Genomic DNA, 17251 nt, shown 5'->3' with positions numbered 1-17251 from the left:
CTTAGAAATTGAAGTATAAAAACTCACTTACTTGTTGTAGCTGCATTGCACTATAAAATAGAAGAACTGCTATACATATTGCCCTGAGCACACTTCGTTTTTCCTCTTTCATAATCTCGATCGAGTTTTTCGCAAACCATGAAATGAGTAAACCAAATACTAAATACAAACCGATGATCCATAGCTTTTCATTAAATACAGTATAAAGACCAGTGAGTTGAATGCCGTTCAAACCAAACATCGCTTTCAAAACTGTCACGGCATCTGTGAATGTAACCGCTCGGAAAAATACCCAAGCAAGATGAACGAAAAGGAATGTCGTCATCCACGCCAACACTTTATTCATTTTAAAGCCTGCTAGTTTCCACCATCGACAAATAATGCTTGCGACACCGTGCATCGTCCCCCAGACGATAAACGTCCAACCGGCTCCGTGCCAAATCCCGCTGACAAAAAAGATGATGAAAATATTCGTGTACGTACGATACGTTCCTTTTCGATTTCCACCGAGTGGAATATATAAATACGTCGTCAAAAATTTGGACAATGTAATATGCCATCTGCGCCAGAAATCTTGAATATCGAGCGCTTTATAAGGTGAATTGAAGTTAATAGGCATTTTAATATTGAATAATAAGGCAAGTCCAATCGCCATATCAGAGTACCCGCTAAAGTCGAAGTAAAGTTGCAATGTATACGACAAGGACGTTATCCAACTGTCGATAAATGTTAAAGATTCGACCGAGCTATAGCCACTGTTGGCATACTTGGCAAATATGTCGGCAATTGCCACTTTCTTAAATAGACCAATCGCAAAGATCGTAAGGCCTTTCGCGATATTTTCAAATTGAATGGAATACGTTTTTTTATCCATAAACTGTGGCATCATTTGGCCGTGATAAACAATCGGCCCCGCAATCAGTTGTGGAAAAATCGTCACGAATATGCTGTAGTTTAAAAAGCTATATTGCTTTGTTTCCAGTCTGTACGAATCGACAACATAAGCAATTTGTTGGAACGTATAAAAACTAATCGCCAAAGGCAACAATATATTTTTCAATGGAAGATTTGAATCGAAAAAGAAATTCACATTTTCAATAAAGAAATCAAAGTATTTAAAGTAACCGAGCAACAGAACGTTGAACAAAATACCAAGTGTCACAACGACTTTTCGAAGTTGACCGCCTTTGTTCTTCCCTAGAAATGCCCCTATTGTATAGTTTACAACTAACGAAATTAAAATAAGCGGTAAATAGGCTGGGTTCCAATAGCCGTAAAAGAATAATGAAGCGAGTACTAACCAACCTTTTGCAATTGGGATATTAATTTTCCCCAATATATAATAAAACACCCAAACAATCGGTAAGAAAAGAAAAATAAACTCAAACGAATTAAATATCATATCCCATGCCACCTATACTCTTTAGAATTGCCATACAATCTATCTTAACAGGTGCCATAAATAATGTCATGTTGCGCTAAAAAGCGAGGCCTTTCATTCTCCCCATGCTTGGAACATGTTATAATTGATTGAATAGTGATTTAGCAATATGAGTCTAGTGAAATCCCTAATTGAATAATAGGAGGAATTTAATAATGAATCTTTTTTCTTTTTTTAAAAAAACAGAGAAAACAGGAGCGGACAGTACGGTCGGTTCTGAAGAATTACTTGATAACGAAACAGTAGACGATGAAAATGGTGAAGTTGAGACTGCACTTTCATTTCATCCGAACTGGATCATTCCACAAGAGCAAGAATATGTGTTTCGATTCCTTTCGAATGAGCTCGAGCCGCTGAAACCTTATCAATTGTCATTATCCGGAATCGATATCGATAAAGATGAGGCAACTGGAAATTGGGTTGTCAAAGCATTTTTCCGTTCTTCCGTTCCAAGTGAAGTTACGATGGGCAATGTTGAACTTTTTCTGACAGGAAAAGATGGAAAAGTTCACGCTGCGAAAGAATTCGACTTTAAGGAACTAGGCACAATTCCTGCGAAAAGTGCTCGTCCATGGGTATTCGTTTTCGAAGAAGCTACTCAGTTGGTGGAAGAGCCACCGGGTGAAGACTGGACACTTAACTTCAACGTCCAATCACTAGCTGCTCATTCGCTAGATTTAGATCCTGTTTGGGACAAGAGTTTGTCTACGGAACAAAAAGAATCCCTTAAACAACTATTGGACAACTTACCAAAACTAAAACCGAGTGAAGTCAACTTCACAGGATTCCAAACTCATTTCAAGGAAGATGGAGGCCTCGACGTTGCCGTTCTTGTTAGAAACGGACACAAACGAGAAATCAACCTTGAAAAGTTACCACTTGAAGTTACTGACGCGACCGGACAAATCGTCTGCCAAGGAACGTTCAATCTACCACCATTAAATGTGAAAGCAAACACATCTAAACCGTGGACATTCACGTTTCCAAAAGAAGTCATTCAAGTTAAAAATCCCGATCTTTCAAGCTGGGCTGCACGCGTCCCGCAGAAATAATGAAAACCGCTCCCGATTATTAATGGGAGCGGTTCTTTGTTGGTTGGAGACTTTTTCGATTTCGTTGGACACTTACGGTGAGTGGTTGGACGCTCGGCCCGGTTCGTTGCACACTTTACCAATTTCGTTGGACACTAACCTTGAATGGTTGCACACTTGCACCCGTTCGTTGCACACTCCGCCGAAATGGTTGGACACATCCACCACAATCTTAGTAATCGAGCATTCGGAGGAGCATGACGATGGTTTCGGCTCTTGTTGCGTTGGCGCGTGGATCAAATTTATTGCCGGACCGGCCTTGGATTACTCCGGTTTTCTGTAGTGCACCCACTTCCCCTCTTGCCCAGGCCGGGATGCTTCCGTCATCCGCAAATCCGGTATGAGCTGTTGGATCCATTGGGAGCTCCATCGCACGTGCAATAATTGCCGCCATTTCAAGACGAGTAATTTCGGCATCTGGGCGGAATGTTCCATCGTGGAATCCGCTAATGATCCCCGCCTCAACCGCTTGGGCAATCGCTTTCCTCGATGATGCGCCGATTTTTCGATTATCAACGAAATTCAGTACAACGCCCTCACCTTTTAAGCTGAGGGCATTTGCAATAATAATTGCAAACTCCGCCCGATTCACCTTATTATCCGGTCTGAATGTATGATCACCATAGCCATTCACAATTTTTCTCGTTACCCCTTCTTTGATTTGTTCACGTGCCCAGTGATTTGCAATATCCGTTAAATTGATTATCGGATCTATCGGGTTAACTGGGCCAGGGTTTATTGGGTCAACAGGATCAGGTTTAATTGGATCGGGGTCTATCGGGTCAACAGGATCAGGTTTAATTGGATCAGGATCTACGGGGTCAGGAACAACTGGATCCGGTTCGGGGTCTACTGGGTCTGGATCCGGCTCAATCGGAATCGGTACTTTTGTCTTTGCATCTATCGACAACAATGCCGTTTTAAATCCAAGTCCGGCAGTTGTGAATGCCTCAACGGCAAATGTATAATTTGTCGATGGCTGTAAACCCGTAAACGTGGCGCCTTCTGCATCTTCTCCAGCTGTATGTTGCAATTTCCCATCAATAAATACTCGGAATCCGCTTATATTCGAAATCCCCTCTGGCTTCGGCCAAGCAAGTTTCAAACTGGTCTCTGTGACATCCGATACCGCTAAGACACCATTATCAGGCCATTTTATCGGAATAAGAATTCCCGGTGTTCTGGCGTCTACCGTCAACGGCGCGAGACTAGTTTGCCCCGCGAAAGCCACAATACTAAACTTGTATGCTGTGCCTTGCGTCAAATTTTTGACTGTGAACGTGTTCCTATCCGCCGCGATAGACTCGTGAAACGTATCGTTGACGTAAATTATATATCTAGATAGTTTTAGTATACCGCCAGGAGTTGGCCAAGTAAGCGTCGCCTCTGTGCTAGTAATCTTCGTCACTTCCAAAGCCGCATTATTTGGCCACTGAAAAAGTGGAATTGGTAAAATAGGCGGTTTGATAAACGTCGGTTGAATATCCGCTACCGTTTTCACATCAACCTTCTCCGCCTGCACCGCCTTCATTCCAATCCCTTGAAACATTGCCCCAAATACCAACAAGCCAATCAACATAAAACTTAACCCTCTACGTTTCTTGCCAAACATGTAACCCATCACCCCTCAATTTTCACCCTAGCATATAGGTCGAAGGTTAAGAGGACGTTAAGTTTTTGGGAATTAAAAAACCCATTACGTTAAGTTACAATGATGTGCACCCCAAAAGCTAAAGTCAAAATCTAACTTTTGGTGTGTTTTATTATGGTTAAATATAGTGAATCTCTTAAACTAATGGTCGTGCCGGAGTATCTGAATGGCCCGCTTGGGTAAATATATACAACGAACACAGCTAAGCTGGATGTACTAAGCTTTATGAAAAGGACAGGCGCTTCGGAAACTGAAACAGCTTATCATTTTGGATTAACCAACCCACCGATAATCACATCATGGAAGCTAAAGTTCCTTGGGGGTGGCACTGAAGCCCTGGACAGACCAAGAGGACGACCATCCATGTCTAATAAAGTAACTAACAAAAATAATACTAGTAAACAAACAAAAACTAATGAGATGACACAAGGACAGATACTAGAACGGGAAAATGAACTCCTTCGTTTGGAGGTAGAGTATTTAAAAAAGTTAAGAGCTTTTCAGACGGATTCGAAGGGCTATCCCGAAAAGCACAAACAGCGTTATCATTCGAACTCAAAGAAAAGTTTGGACTAAAGGATATCCTTCTGGAGTTAAAAAACAAAGGAAGCCATGTGAACGACAAGAAAGTTCAGCGTATCTTAAGGTGTTCAGTCGGACAAATGTTATTCTATATTTGAAAGTCTGGCTAGATCCACTTTACTTCCAATCACTACTAATAAATCTCCTTTATGAATAATCTGTTCTGAAAGTGGAGATATGATGATATCTCCTTTTCTTACGATGGCAATGGCACTTACATTATATTTGGAACGAATATCAAGTTCCCGCAAACTTTTTTCAGCCATTCTTGAAGGGATTAATATTTCCTCTACATTGTATTCTTTTGACAGTTCAATGTAATTCAACACATTTGGTGACAAAAGCTGATTTGCAACACGTTCTCCCATATCTCTTTCAGGATAAGTAATCCAATCCGCCCCTAATTTTTCTAAAACCTGACCATGATGCTTACTTAGAGATTTCGCAATTACTTTTTTCACTCCCAGTTCCTTTAGGAGCAACACTGTTAAAATACTGGACTGCATATCATTTCCAATTGCGACAATTACACAATCAAAATTTCGAATTCCGATTGAAATTAGTGCTTCTTCTTCAGTGGCATCTGCCACGACTGCATGAGTAACGAATAATTCAGCCTCTTCCACTCGCTCTTCGTTAACATCAATTCCCAAAACTTCCTGTCCAGCCTCATATAATCTTCTAGCTACACTATTTCCGTATATTCCTAAACCAATAACAGCGTATTGTTGTTTTGCCATTTCTATATACACCCCTTCGTTATAATTATCCAATCATTATTTTTCCTTTTGGATGATGGAAAGCATTCGGTTTCCTCCTCTTAGTAATTGCAAATGCAACTGTTAAAGGGCCCAATCTCCCTGCGAACATAGTGAAAATAATAAGTAAACGACCCATAGGGGATAATTCTGGGGTTAAACCCATCGATAGACCTACAGTACCAAGCGCAGAAGTAACTTCGAATAGATACACAATAAAATCATGTCCCTTTTCCGTTATACTCAATAACATAGTCATGATAATAACAAGAAATAATCCAATTAAAGTAACAGTAAGTGCTTTTAATATAGTTTCAATAAAAATTCTACGTTTGAATAATACAACGTCATCACGCCCTTTAATTTGAGACCAAACAGTGGCGAATAATACAGCTAATGTAGTTACTTTTATGCCACCTGCCGTTGATCCTGGAGCAGCACCAATAAACATTAGCAAAATAATAACGAACAAAGAGGACTGTGTTAAACTTCCAATAGGTAACGTATTAGAACCATCTGTCCTAGAAGTAACCGATTGAAATAATGATCCTAATACTTTTCCGATAGGGGACAAAGGCTCTAATGTTTTAGTATTGCCAAATTCAAAAATGAAGAGTAATATAGCTCCTCCAAGCGTTAGAATTAACGTCATCGCCAAAACTACTTTTGTATGTACAGATAAACGACGAGTTTCGCGGTACTGATAAATTTCGTTCATGACAATAAAACCTAGACCACCTAATGTGACAAGGGCACATACAGTTAAAACGACGATAGGATCTTCTACATAAGGAGTCAGGCTCCGGAAATCTCCCATTAAATCAAAACCTGCGTTATTGAAATTTGATATGGCATGAAAAACACCATAATAGATGGCTTTTCCAATTGGCATATCGAAAGAAAAGCGAATCGATAAAATAATTGCGCCGATAATCTCAATCACTAGGGTAAATATCAATATTCTTTTTACTAACCTTACTATTCCTTCAATGGATGTATTATTTAATGATTCTTTTAGGAGCAACCTTCCCCTTAAAGTAATTCTTTTACCTAATAAGAGTAATACAAAAGTGGCAAAAGTCATAAATCCCAATCCACCGACTTGAATGAGCGATAATATGACCAACTCACCAAACATTGTAAATGTATTTCCAGTATCTACAACGACAAGCCCAGTTACACATGTAGCGGATGTAGAGGTAAATAAAGCATTTAAAAACGAAAGGCCCTTTCCATCATCTGTGGCAATGGGAAGAGTCAATAACAATGCTCCAATAAGAATGACAGCTGTAAATCCAAATAGAAGAATTTTTGGTGGATCAAGATAACCTTTTACTTTTTTCATAATTATCTCCTAACTGAATTAGTTTTATGTATACATATTTAAAACAGGTATGTTAAGTATACGTAAACTGCCGACATTACCAGTAGTTAGAATAATTAAATAAGGGTTAATAATCAGTCACCTCGGAAGGTAAATAGGATAGCGTTTTGAACTTTCAATTCTCCACCCTTTGAGCACCTTGACTACTATAAATACTACCCTTATATAGTCCATAGTTAAAGCACTAAAATTAAAAAGGCCTAAACTTAGAGTACTCTAGTTTAGGATACGACGTTTAATGCATCTACCACTTGTGTAGTAGTCGACTTCGAAGGAATCGTTGGACGGTTGGCTGGATTCGTTGCACACTTCGGGAGAATCGTTGCACACTTGATTGGGTTTGTTGCACACTTCCGGGGAATGGTTGCACACTCGACCGATTTCGTTGGACACCCGCTCTTTCCAAAATAAAAAAAGCCAACCGCGTTACTTTAACGATTGACTTTTCAAAGTTCTAGCTTATGAAGCAATATCGAGCTTGGCTGGTGCGGCTTGTGGCCATATTAGCTCTACCCATTCAGGGTGATCGATGAATGGATTCCGATTGCCTTGCCATTCTTGGATAACATTGTTTCGGTTTTCTTCAAACGCATCGACTGGGTCTTGCTTGTGCCATTCGAGAAGTGTCGAAAGCTTACCATGATAAGGCGCGCTTCCATTATTAAGTTTTTCGTTTAACTCTAAGTCGACTTTGTCACCTTGTTCATAGCGAGTCGCCATATAAAATAGGATTCGTGCGACGTCACCTTTTACATTATCGGGTGGTTCCCAAGAATTCGCTGATTTTAAGCAACCGTCACAACCTTTTACAGCGGTACCCCCATTATCAAAATCCAAATTGCCTCTTAAGCTATTTACTTGAACATCTGTAGGACGAAGGTGATGAATATCTGTTCCAGGTCCTTTACTTGTTCCGAAATTACCATGCGATTTTGCCCAAGTGTGTTCCCTGTTCCAATCGCCAACATTCCCACCATTACGAGTTTTCGAGCGGGACTCTCCGGAATAAAATAAAATCACATTATTGACGTTTTTCGGGTCTTCATCTGTTTCACGCAGTGCCTCCCACGCTTCACTGTAAGAAAGCTCCTTGTGTCCATCAATGATTTCGTGAAGCGCGGCTTTTAACGCCGGTCCACTCTTGCCCATCGCTTCTTTGTAATAATCATCCGCTGGCACTTCGATATCGGCTGTTACCTTGACTGTGAAACTAGCTGTAACAGTCTTCTCTCCATCCGAAGCGGTAACTCCCACAATATAGTCGCCTTTTGAGAGTGTTAGATTTAGTGAATTAAGATCGATTGTACCCACCGTAGAACTATATGTAAGCTTTGTATTTTCAGGGTCCGAGAAATGGTCGGTCAATAAGATGGAGATAGACTCTCCTTCTTTAACCGTCTGATTCGGAATTGCCTTCTTTATAACCGGCGCTTTGTTTTCACTAGGTAAAGAAGGAATCCCAATGGGATTCCCTTTTACGTTTGTAATTTTAATGTTGTCCTTATTTGCACCGTTGATAAATTTAATGCTTTGAATATTTTCGGCGCCTCTAATTTCTTTGACGTTCGCGCCGTCGATGATGACCTCTTTCATTTCGGTCCCTTTGAAATCAATAATCGCGCCAGCTTTTGCTGGTTTGATCGTTACGGTCGTGTTGGCAAAGCCTGCACCGTGGAATTCTGCATAGTTTCCTGTAAACAGAACGCCTTCCGTAATTACTGACTTCCCATCAAGTGTAATGGATACGCTTGGTTGGTTAATCGTTAATTTTTTCGTTTTAAAGTTTTTAAAGTTGTATGTTTTTTCAGCTACTATTGGTACAACAACTTCTTTATCCGCAAAATCAATTTGGACAAGAACTGGGTCATGGTCACTTGCGCGTCCCGCCATATCCGTGAAATCCGCATTGATGTGCAAAATATCGATTGCTGTTTTGTCAGCCAAGTGATTGGATACTAAAACATGATCCAATACTTGTGAATTTCCACCAAAGACATATGAGTAACGATCCGCTGTTTCTACTTTGTTAATCATATTCGTCATCAAATCGCCTTCGTGAATCTTTAAGGACTTCGAGAATTGGAAGTCGTTAAAATCGCCTACTGAAACAACATTTGCCGTTGGATTTTGAGTTTTAATATCTTTCACAAAATTATAGACGATTTCTGCAATTTTATGGCGTTGTGCCTCACTCCCGTTAACAGGTGGTTGTTTTGAACCAAAGAGTGGCGTGTCTCCATTTTTCGAGTTCCAGTGGTTGGCAATAACAACAACGCTTTCCCCTTGGAACTCGAATTGTGCTGCAAGTGGTTTACGGCTACTGTTGAATGCTGCATTATTCGGTTCAATACGTCCCGGATTATGTGTAAGTTTTCCGTTTTTATAACCAACCGCTGTTGTCGCATCTCCCTCTGGAAGCCCCTCCGTCAGCGTCACTCGGTCTGGATTGTATAAGAATCCGACTCGGATATTCGCATCTGGCGCGCCGCCATCTTTGTTATTTTCTGGGTCGATATTTACGTATTCATATTCTACGCCGCCCTCCGCTTTGATGGCGTCGATAAGTCGTTTATAACTTTCGTTTGCTTTTGAATCACCTTTACTTTGCCCGTTATTATCTTGAACTTCTGTTACTCCAACAATATCGGGACTTTGCATATCCTTAGCAAAGGCTCTTGCTAATTTCTGTGCTTTGTCATTCGTTGTAGACGTTTTATTATTCGAGAAGTTTTCCAAGTTGTATGAAGCGATGGTCAACTTGTCATCCGCTTTTACAATAGTTGTTTTTTCTGGTGTTGCCGTTCCTTTAGAATGCTTCTTCTTCATCTCATCCAAGTCAACATAGATTTTATAGTTTTGGAATGAATAGCCTACTACACCTTTAATCGTTCCATTGAACGTATCACCCGTCGCGACTTCAAAGTTACGCGCATCTCCATTTGGCTCTAAACGGAATTGGATACGGTCTGCGTTAAAGTTGCCTTCTTCTAGTAGAAGTCCTCCGTGTAAGGAGTTTGTTTTTCGATTTTCAAGAACAGTTGTAAGGTCGCCGTGTTGTTGTGGTGCTACTGCTTTTACGTTATCAACTTCCACAAGCATACCTTCTAAACTTTCCCAGAAATCAATTGCATCTACGTCCGGATTGAATATAGCTAACCTATCACTATCAATATGCTTAGTTGGTAGATTCGTTTCATCAATTTTGATTGGTGTTGGTAATTTCACATTACTTTCCAACTTGGTAACTTTTCCACCTGCATCATTTCTTACATTGATTTGCGTTGTTTTCATGTCTGTGTCTTGACGATCTGCATACCCATCGATTGCATATTCACTAACTTGTCCTGTTACGGATACTAAATCACCAACTTGGATTGGCCAAGGGCTATTTCCGCTATACAACACGATTGCCTCGGATGTATTTAGGTTATCATCCGCCAATGCATCTGGTGTTTGAATATGGTAATACGTTGAACCAGTTAATGTGAATGAATAAGTTACAATTCCTTCAACACCTTCAACTGTTTGACCTTCAAATGGAGAGGTATGTCCAGCTCCTTGAATATCATGAATTCGAAGGCTATCCGTAATTGTATATTCAAATACCTTCACTTCACTTGTAGCATCCGCAGTTTTTACAACTGCTTTAAGTGTTGTGTTTTTTGTAATTTCAATTGGTGCATTATATTTAGTGGCACCACTTGTAGTTGGATCCTTGCCGTCTAGCGTGTAATAGATGTCTGCATTTGCCGTACTTGTTAATAATGTTACAGTCGTGCTTCCAACAAACGTTCCGCTACTTGGATTCGCAGTGGCTGGTTGCATGATTGAGCTATCTACAATAATGTCTTGCTGTGAACGTGGAATAATTTGATACGCCGCACCGAACTGCTGAACAATCCCTACAATCGATTCGTATTGATTCCCTGCAATTAAACCGAGCGTACCGTTTTCGTCACGGACAATGAATTCTGTTGTGCCATCAGTCGCTGTATAGTTAAAATTCGCATCTACTGAAGTTAATGTAATATTTGTAGCTTTAACTAGAATAGATTCATTTACTTCACTTACCTGGGCACCTGTTACTTCTTTAGGTACTGGTTCACCGGCGTTTCCGAACTTTTCAACAATCGATGCACTATCCAATTGAAGTAAGCCTTGGTAGTCAGCTAAAGTTCCCCTTAACGTCACTTCATCGCCAACTGATACATTTAAACTAGTGGGACGTACTGCTAGTCCACCCGTACCATCTTGTACTGATATCGTATTTTTCAATTTCGCCGCTACAACTGCCTTAACGGTTACTTTTGTGCCGGCCCCTAAAGCACGCGCATCAGCAATTGAAATGATTTCAGCAGGTTCAACAGGATCTGGACCGCCAGATGATGAACCGTTCATTGTGTGGGATCCCAAATTTGTAAACGTATCTATTGGAAAACTTGTACACTCTAAAGAAGGAGCAAAAACATCATCCGCAATTGGATCTCCTGATGTAACCGAGCTATTACGAACGAGGGTAACATTTTCTCCCCATTTCTCCTGAACACCTATTTGTCCAAAGGAATCAATAATCACTCCCGATTTCTTTAGAACAAATGCGTCATCGCCGTTAAATCCTGTAATATTACTATCTGTTAAATCTCCCTTACTTTTCAACTCATCATTCGATTGTCCATGAACAATCACGTATGTCTTTCCATTTTCCAAATTACCTGTAAGTTTCAAGGTGCTTTGAATTATAGTTTTACCATTTACATATAACTCCAATGAGTAGTCGCTTAAATCCATGGCAGCGCCTGTCCCATTGTAAAGTTCAATCGCTTTGTTGTTACTACTTCCTTCGACGTATTCAGAAATGAAGAGATCAGTAGCAAGTATTTCTGAATCTTCTTCTACAGTCGAATAACCAGTTGGAGATTTTAATCCAGGTTGACTAAAATACGCTTCAATATTACCTGAAATTGTAACTTGTTTTCCGACTAACTCAGGATGATCCACTAAGTTAAGTGCGGTTCTGACTGCACCTGCCGGTAATTGAACAGGTAAAATTTTAATCTTTTCTGTTTCGTCAGGACTGTCTGCAATTGCTAGATTGCTTGCTACAAATTTCGATGTATCTGTTACAAGCCCACTATTCGAATATACTCCTACAATATATCCCTTTACAGTAGCTTTTCCACCATTATTCGCAATCGCATCAGCGACTGAAATAGCATTATCTGCGGCTTGTGCAGTGTTTGAACTAACAGGTGATACTAAACTCAGAATCATGATGAAGATAAGTGCGATATTGAATCTTCTCGTACGTTTTTTGCTTTTCATTAAATACTCCCCAATCATCCTTTATATTTAGTAAATAGATTCCCAGCCGAGGCTGGGAAATCCAGTTATATAATCGTGCCTCTGCCAACTTCGATATCACTTAAATCTAAGTCGAAGGGATTGCCGTCAATTCCGGATAGGTCAAGATCGCCCTCAACCTTAATATTTGAAAAAGTAGTATTACCCGTTATTGTACCGATAATCGTTAAATTACCTCTTACAATGGCATTCGATAAAGAACCGATATCTGTTATATCAATTTCCACATTACCATCATGCACTTTAGGGTTACCTACTGTTCCTGAAAAACCATCGTCGCTATTCCCGTCTTATACTATGAAAAGATCCATAGCTTTCGTTTCGGGCCTTCACCGTGCAGGCGACTTTCATCGCACACGGCGATCCGTCAGAAGTAATTTAGTATTCCCATGAAAACCTAATGGAATACTCAATTATATATCGTTAAAAAAGGCCGATCTACAATATATGCAGATCGGCTATCCATTTGTCTATTTCAGGGAAATAAATTAAAAACTACTTCAGACTGAGTTCCTTCGCTCCCATTCGTTTTACCCTCTCACCATGTTACCATGACGATGCAAACGGCGAATGATCGACACTACTATGAACTCGCCGCCACTTTACTAGTTTCATAGGTGCTATCCCACCTCTTCTAGCAAAGCTTCAAACGTTCCATCCATTCCATCCCTCTTTTTGACAACGGTAGGTCTCCACTTTTCAGGAATGAGAACGGCCAGTTTAACAGTCAATTAGGCTGACCGCCATTAAATCATTTCATATTCAAGGATACATGCCGAACCCCTAGCTTCGCTTTACACGGCATCTACTACCTCACCCTGGATCAACATGGATTCGTTGCCTGACCATGGTTGTCTTTTAAAGAGCCCCGCCTCTTTCGAGTACGACTTCACCTGACTTTACCCCTTCCGCCGGATAAGGCTTCACTGGATACAGGAGGATTAGGCACATGTTTAAGACTGTTAACAAGTGTAGGAATTCCACCCACTAATTGGAATAGATAGTTAGAATAAAACCCCATGAAAAACTCCAAAGAGCAAATCATGGGGTTGATATTCCGCTTATTTCACCGAATTAACGGTTTATAAAGCAACGTTTCGTTTATGATGCGTTAGAAGTGTTTCCATCGACATTGTATGGAATTTCAATTTCGTGCTCGCCCTCAAGTTTAGCACCATCATAAGATTTAAGTTCTCTTTGAACGTTTAGTACGTTATTAGACTTAACATCCAATGTTCCAGCTGGGAATGTAATGATTACAGTTTCATAACCTGCAACACTATCCTTATCTTCAACTGAAATTGAAGTACCTTCTGGAAGAGCTTTGCCATTCAATGCATAGTTTGTAACTCTAGTTGCATCAAATGTTTCTCCTTTATGAAGTACACCGTCACTAAATGTAACAACGATAGAATTTGAATCGTAGTGAGCTTCTTCAATGAAGAATGGTGCAACAGTAACCTGTTTTAGAATTTTGAAGTTTTCAGTTTCAGTTGCTGCTGTATTACCGATATCGTCAGAAATAGCTTTAACAACTACTTTCCAGTCTTCTGAATATCCTTTGTTATTCACAAGGTTTTGAAGGTTTTGATCGGATTTAACATAGAAACTTGTATCTGTATGATCAACATACTTAGTATAAGTACCATTGATTGTTACAGTTTTTCCAGCCGCATCTTTACCGATAAATTGAACTGTTGTTAATGGAACGTTCCAATTTTGTTCTTGGCTCGGTGTATCTCCAGCGTTGTCCACATCGCCTTTAAGTTTAACTGGCTCATCCATAGTTACAATAAACAAGTCTTTCAGGTCAGCTTGTGTAATTTTTTTGATTTTCGGACTAGTTGTATCAGCAGATTTCATAATTGGGTCATTTAATTCAAGTACGAAATCATTTACTAGTGCTAAACCATTATCAGAGTTTTTGATAGCTGCATTCGTGTTACCTGCTGCTTCAAGCTCATTATATCCTTTAAGAACAACACGGTACTCATCATTATAATAATTTGCATTTGGATTGTTTGCAGTATCATAAATGTGAGTCCAGTCTTGTGTAAGTTCCAAGACATATTCATTTGTTTTTCCAACTCGTTCAATTACCGCGTTTACACCTAATTTAACTTTTGATTCTTCGAATTTCTTCAACTTCTCGTTATATACTTCTACAACAAGATTATCGTTAGTTAAAATAACATTAGGTTGTACTAAAGGTGCATTAAACGTAATATGCCATTGTTCTGGTGACAATACTTTTACTTCAGCTGTAGGACGTACAGTGTTAGCTGCTACGTTGAACGTTAAGTTTTTAGTAGCACCCAAGTTACCAGCAAAGTCTTTATAAGCACTTACTTCTACTTTGTGTTGACCTGCACTGAAGTATCCAGGGTTGCCTTTAATTTCTTTATAGTCTTTAGTCAATTCTAAGAAGACTAGGTGGCGCTCGTCTACTAATGTACGAACATCGAACTCGCCGTATACTGGATCTTTGATACCAGTTCCAACGCCATAAATACCGTCAAGTTTGAAAGCAGCTGACCCATCTAGTACTGATTCAGAAAATTCAACAACTAGGTCTTTAAGGCTTTCGTTATAAACTTTAACAGCTGATGGAGCAGTTGCATCAGTTAAAATGAACTTAACTGTTGAGTTTGTAACATGGCCGTTAAATTGTCCTTTACGTGCAGTATAGTTACTTTCAACAACAATTGTTTTATTGTTGTCAAGTACATCTACAACACCGTCAGAATTTGCTGCTTTAACAAGAATGATATCAAATGCTTTTGAATTACCTTCAATTGCTTTGATACCTTGAACAGCGAATTTTTGACCATTTTGTTTAACAACTAGTGATTTAGTAGTACCTGTTTCATTTTTTACATCTCTTAATGAATGTCTAACTTGTTCAGCATCATATTTAAGAGTTTTTGCTTTAACTACTGCATCTTCTAGTAGCGTTTGTCCATCAGTAGCATAAACATCATAAAGAAGCTGGCCATCTGAATTAGTTTTTACGAAATCTGAAAGCTCAACGTTTTGATCGAACTTAGCAAAGACACGGTCAGCTTGGTTTGATTCAGCTGCTACAAGGTTAACTTTTGGAGTTAAGCCTGCATCAGTTTTGAATGCAATATTTTTGCTAACGTGTTTTGTACCAATTTGTACGTCAGTTGGAATTGTAGTTGCATCAACAATCGCTTCAACTTTAACGTCAAGATCTTTAGAACTTGCTTGTGAAGTTAAAGTAGCTTGTGCTACACCGTTTTGTACAGTTACTTTACTGAAATCAAATGTACCGTGTGATGAACGAAGCTCAAGTGAAATACCGTTAATTGAAGTATCTACTTTACCGTCTTTACCAAGAATTTCAAAAGTAACAAGAAGGTTGTCGTTTCCGTCAGCAATCAAGTATGCTTTTGAGAAACCAATTCCAAGTTCGCCAGGTACTGGTACTGGTGCTGGTGCTGGATCTCCTAGTACTACGAAATCTTTAAGTGCATAAAGCCACTTAGCGAAATCTCCACGTTTGATGTTGCTGTCAGTACCGAATTGAGTAGCAGTCTGACCGTTTGTTACTTTTAGGTTAACTAGTGCAGCAACTGCATCTTTATAGCGATCTTTAACGTCTGAAAAGTCAGCTTTAGCGTCGCCAGTGTCAAGTTCTAGTGCTTTTTGAAGCATGATTGCAGCGTCGCCACGTTTGATAGGGTCTGCAGAACCGAATTTAGTTGCAGAAACACCGTTAATAACGCCAGCAGCTTTTAGTGAGTTAACAGCGATTGCATCACGTGCAACTACGTCTGAGAAACCTGAAGCTGGTGCTTTGTCGTCCATAAGGCCTGCAGCTTTTGCAAGAATTGAAGCAAAGTCTCCACGTTTGATATTGTTGTCAATACCAAATGATGTTGGTTTTTCACCTAGTGCGAAGTTGTTTGAAACAACAAAGTTAACTGCCTCTTTGTATGAAGCAGGTACGTCAGTGAATGAAGCTGTTGTTACTCCAGCAGATGCTCCTGGAACGATTGCAGTTGCAACAAGAGTTGCAGTAGCAGCAGTTGCTACGAATTTTTTGTAGTTATTTGTTTTTAAAACCATTTGTAGTATTCCTCCCTGTTTTAGATAGTTCTGTTTGTCGAAAGATATCGACTTTAGTGCACAATTAAAAGCATACCATCTTTTATTGAACTATGCTACTAATCTGTTAATAAATATTAATAGATTGGTAGTTTATTACTAGTTACAAAGTGGCATTGTCTAAACATTCAATTTATTATACGTCATGTTTTATCCATTTACAACTATTTTAATAGGCTAATAGACAGGTGTTCTAGGTTTCCGTGACTTTTTACCTAACTAGCTCTGGACTAACCTAAATTATTGAGAAAATATAAAACACCTCCGATGTAAGTACTCTTGTAAAAAGTACTTACATCGAAGGTGTTTTTGCATCGGCAAAAATGTATATTCAAGTGAAGTTAATTGGGGTTAAGACTAAGCGGTGAATTAACGACTAAAGAAATTATGAGAATGCATGGAATCCAAAATAAATCACAGATTGAAACATGGATGAGATGCTACCGAAACAATGAATTCTATCGATTTGATCAGCAAATTGGTAAACAATATACCTTCGGCTATGGTCCCGAATACGCGAGTGAAAACGACAATCAGAAGCGCCAATTATCTCATCTGAAGATGGATATCAAAAAGAGGTTGAAAAAAGTAGTTTTACAAATCGTAGAGAAATTCAAGGGTAAGTATACGATTAATGCTATTTTGAGTGTTTTAGAAGTACCGCGGGCAAACTATTATAGATGGTGTGCTGAAGGGATCAAGAAGTTAGTGAGCGGGTTATAACCTATTTGAATTATTATACTGAAAAAAGTATCCAAGCAAAATTAGGCTACCTGACACCAATAAAATACGGTGTAATGGCAGCCTAATAAAGGTGTTTTATATGTGTCTCATATCGCTATGTAAGTCTAC

The 17251-nt window shown here is 39.4% G+C and carries 9 protein-coding genes; 2 read left to right on the top strand and 7 right to left on the bottom strand.

Translation table 11 applies throughout. The features are described 5' to 3' along the window. Position 1: 1 nt before the first annotated feature. On the bottom strand, positions 2-1402 hold the full coding sequence (locus tag KSU66_RS03655; RefSeq protein ID WP_269050057.1) for an MBOAT family O-acyltransferase: 1401 nt from the start codon (positions 1400-1402) through the stop codon (positions 2-4). Between the two features lie 194 nt (positions 1403-1596). Between KSU66_RS03655 and KSU66_RS03650 the strand changes: the two genes are divergently transcribed. Further along, a complete protein-coding gene (locus KSU66_RS03650; protein WP_269050056.1) occupies positions 1597-2493 on the top strand; it encodes an accessory Sec system S-layer assembly protein in 897 nt (298 codons plus the stop codon). 211 nt (positions 2494-2704) lie between these two features. Here the strand turns inward: KSU66_RS03650 and KSU66_RS03645 are convergent, their stop codons facing one another. The 6 genes from KSU66_RS03645 to KSU66_RS03620 form a co-directional block, all read right to left on the bottom strand. Then, positions 2705-4144, bottom strand: coding sequence for an S-layer homology domain-containing protein (locus tag KSU66_RS03645; protein ID WP_269050055.1), 1440 nt, complete (start codon positions 4142-4144; stop codon positions 2705-2707). A 704-nt stretch (positions 4145-4848) separates the two neighbouring features. After that, the gene (locus tag KSU66_RS03640) at positions 4849-5505 is read right to left on the bottom strand and encodes a potassium channel family protein (protein ID WP_269050054.1); all 657 of its coding nucleotides are present in this window, start codon (positions 5503-5505) and stop codon (positions 4849-4851) included. Between the two features lie 25 nt (positions 5506-5530). Continuing rightward, positions 5531-6868, bottom strand: a complete 1338-nt coding sequence (locus KSU66_RS03635) for a TrkH family potassium uptake protein (RefSeq protein ID WP_269050053.1) — start codon at positions 6866-6868, stop codon at positions 5531-5533. Positions 6869-7366: 498 nt separating this feature from the next. Continuing rightward, positions 7367-12229 carry an endonuclease gene (locus KSU66_RS03630; protein ID WP_269050052.1) on the bottom strand — a complete coding sequence of 1621 codons (4863 nt, stop codon included), beginning with the start codon at positions 12227-12229 and terminating at the stop codon, positions 7367-7369. Positions 12230-12294: 65 nt separating this feature from the next. Then, entirely contained in the window at positions 12295-12510 is a 216-nt protein-coding gene (locus KSU66_RS03625; protein ID WP_269050051.1) for a hypothetical protein, read from the bottom strand. Positions 12511-13369: 859 nt separating this feature from the next. After that, positions 13370-16360: an S-layer homology domain-containing protein gene (locus KSU66_RS03620; RefSeq protein ID WP_269050050.1), complete on the bottom strand. Its 2991-nt coding sequence runs from the start codon at positions 16358-16360 to the stop codon at positions 13370-13372. Positions 16361-16744: 384 nt separating this feature from the next. Here KSU66_RS03620 and KSU66_RS03615 point away from each other — a divergent pair, with 384 nt between their 5' ends. Next, a complete protein-coding gene (locus tag KSU66_RS03615) occupies positions 16745-17122 on the top strand; it encodes a helix-turn-helix domain-containing protein (RefSeq protein WP_269050049.1) in 378 nt (125 codons plus the stop codon). The last annotated feature ends 129 nt before the right edge of the window (positions 17123-17251 follow it).

This window comes from Sporosarcina sp. G11-34, from assembly GCF_026931025.1.
This window is presented reverse-complemented; position numbering and strand designations above follow the sequence as displayed.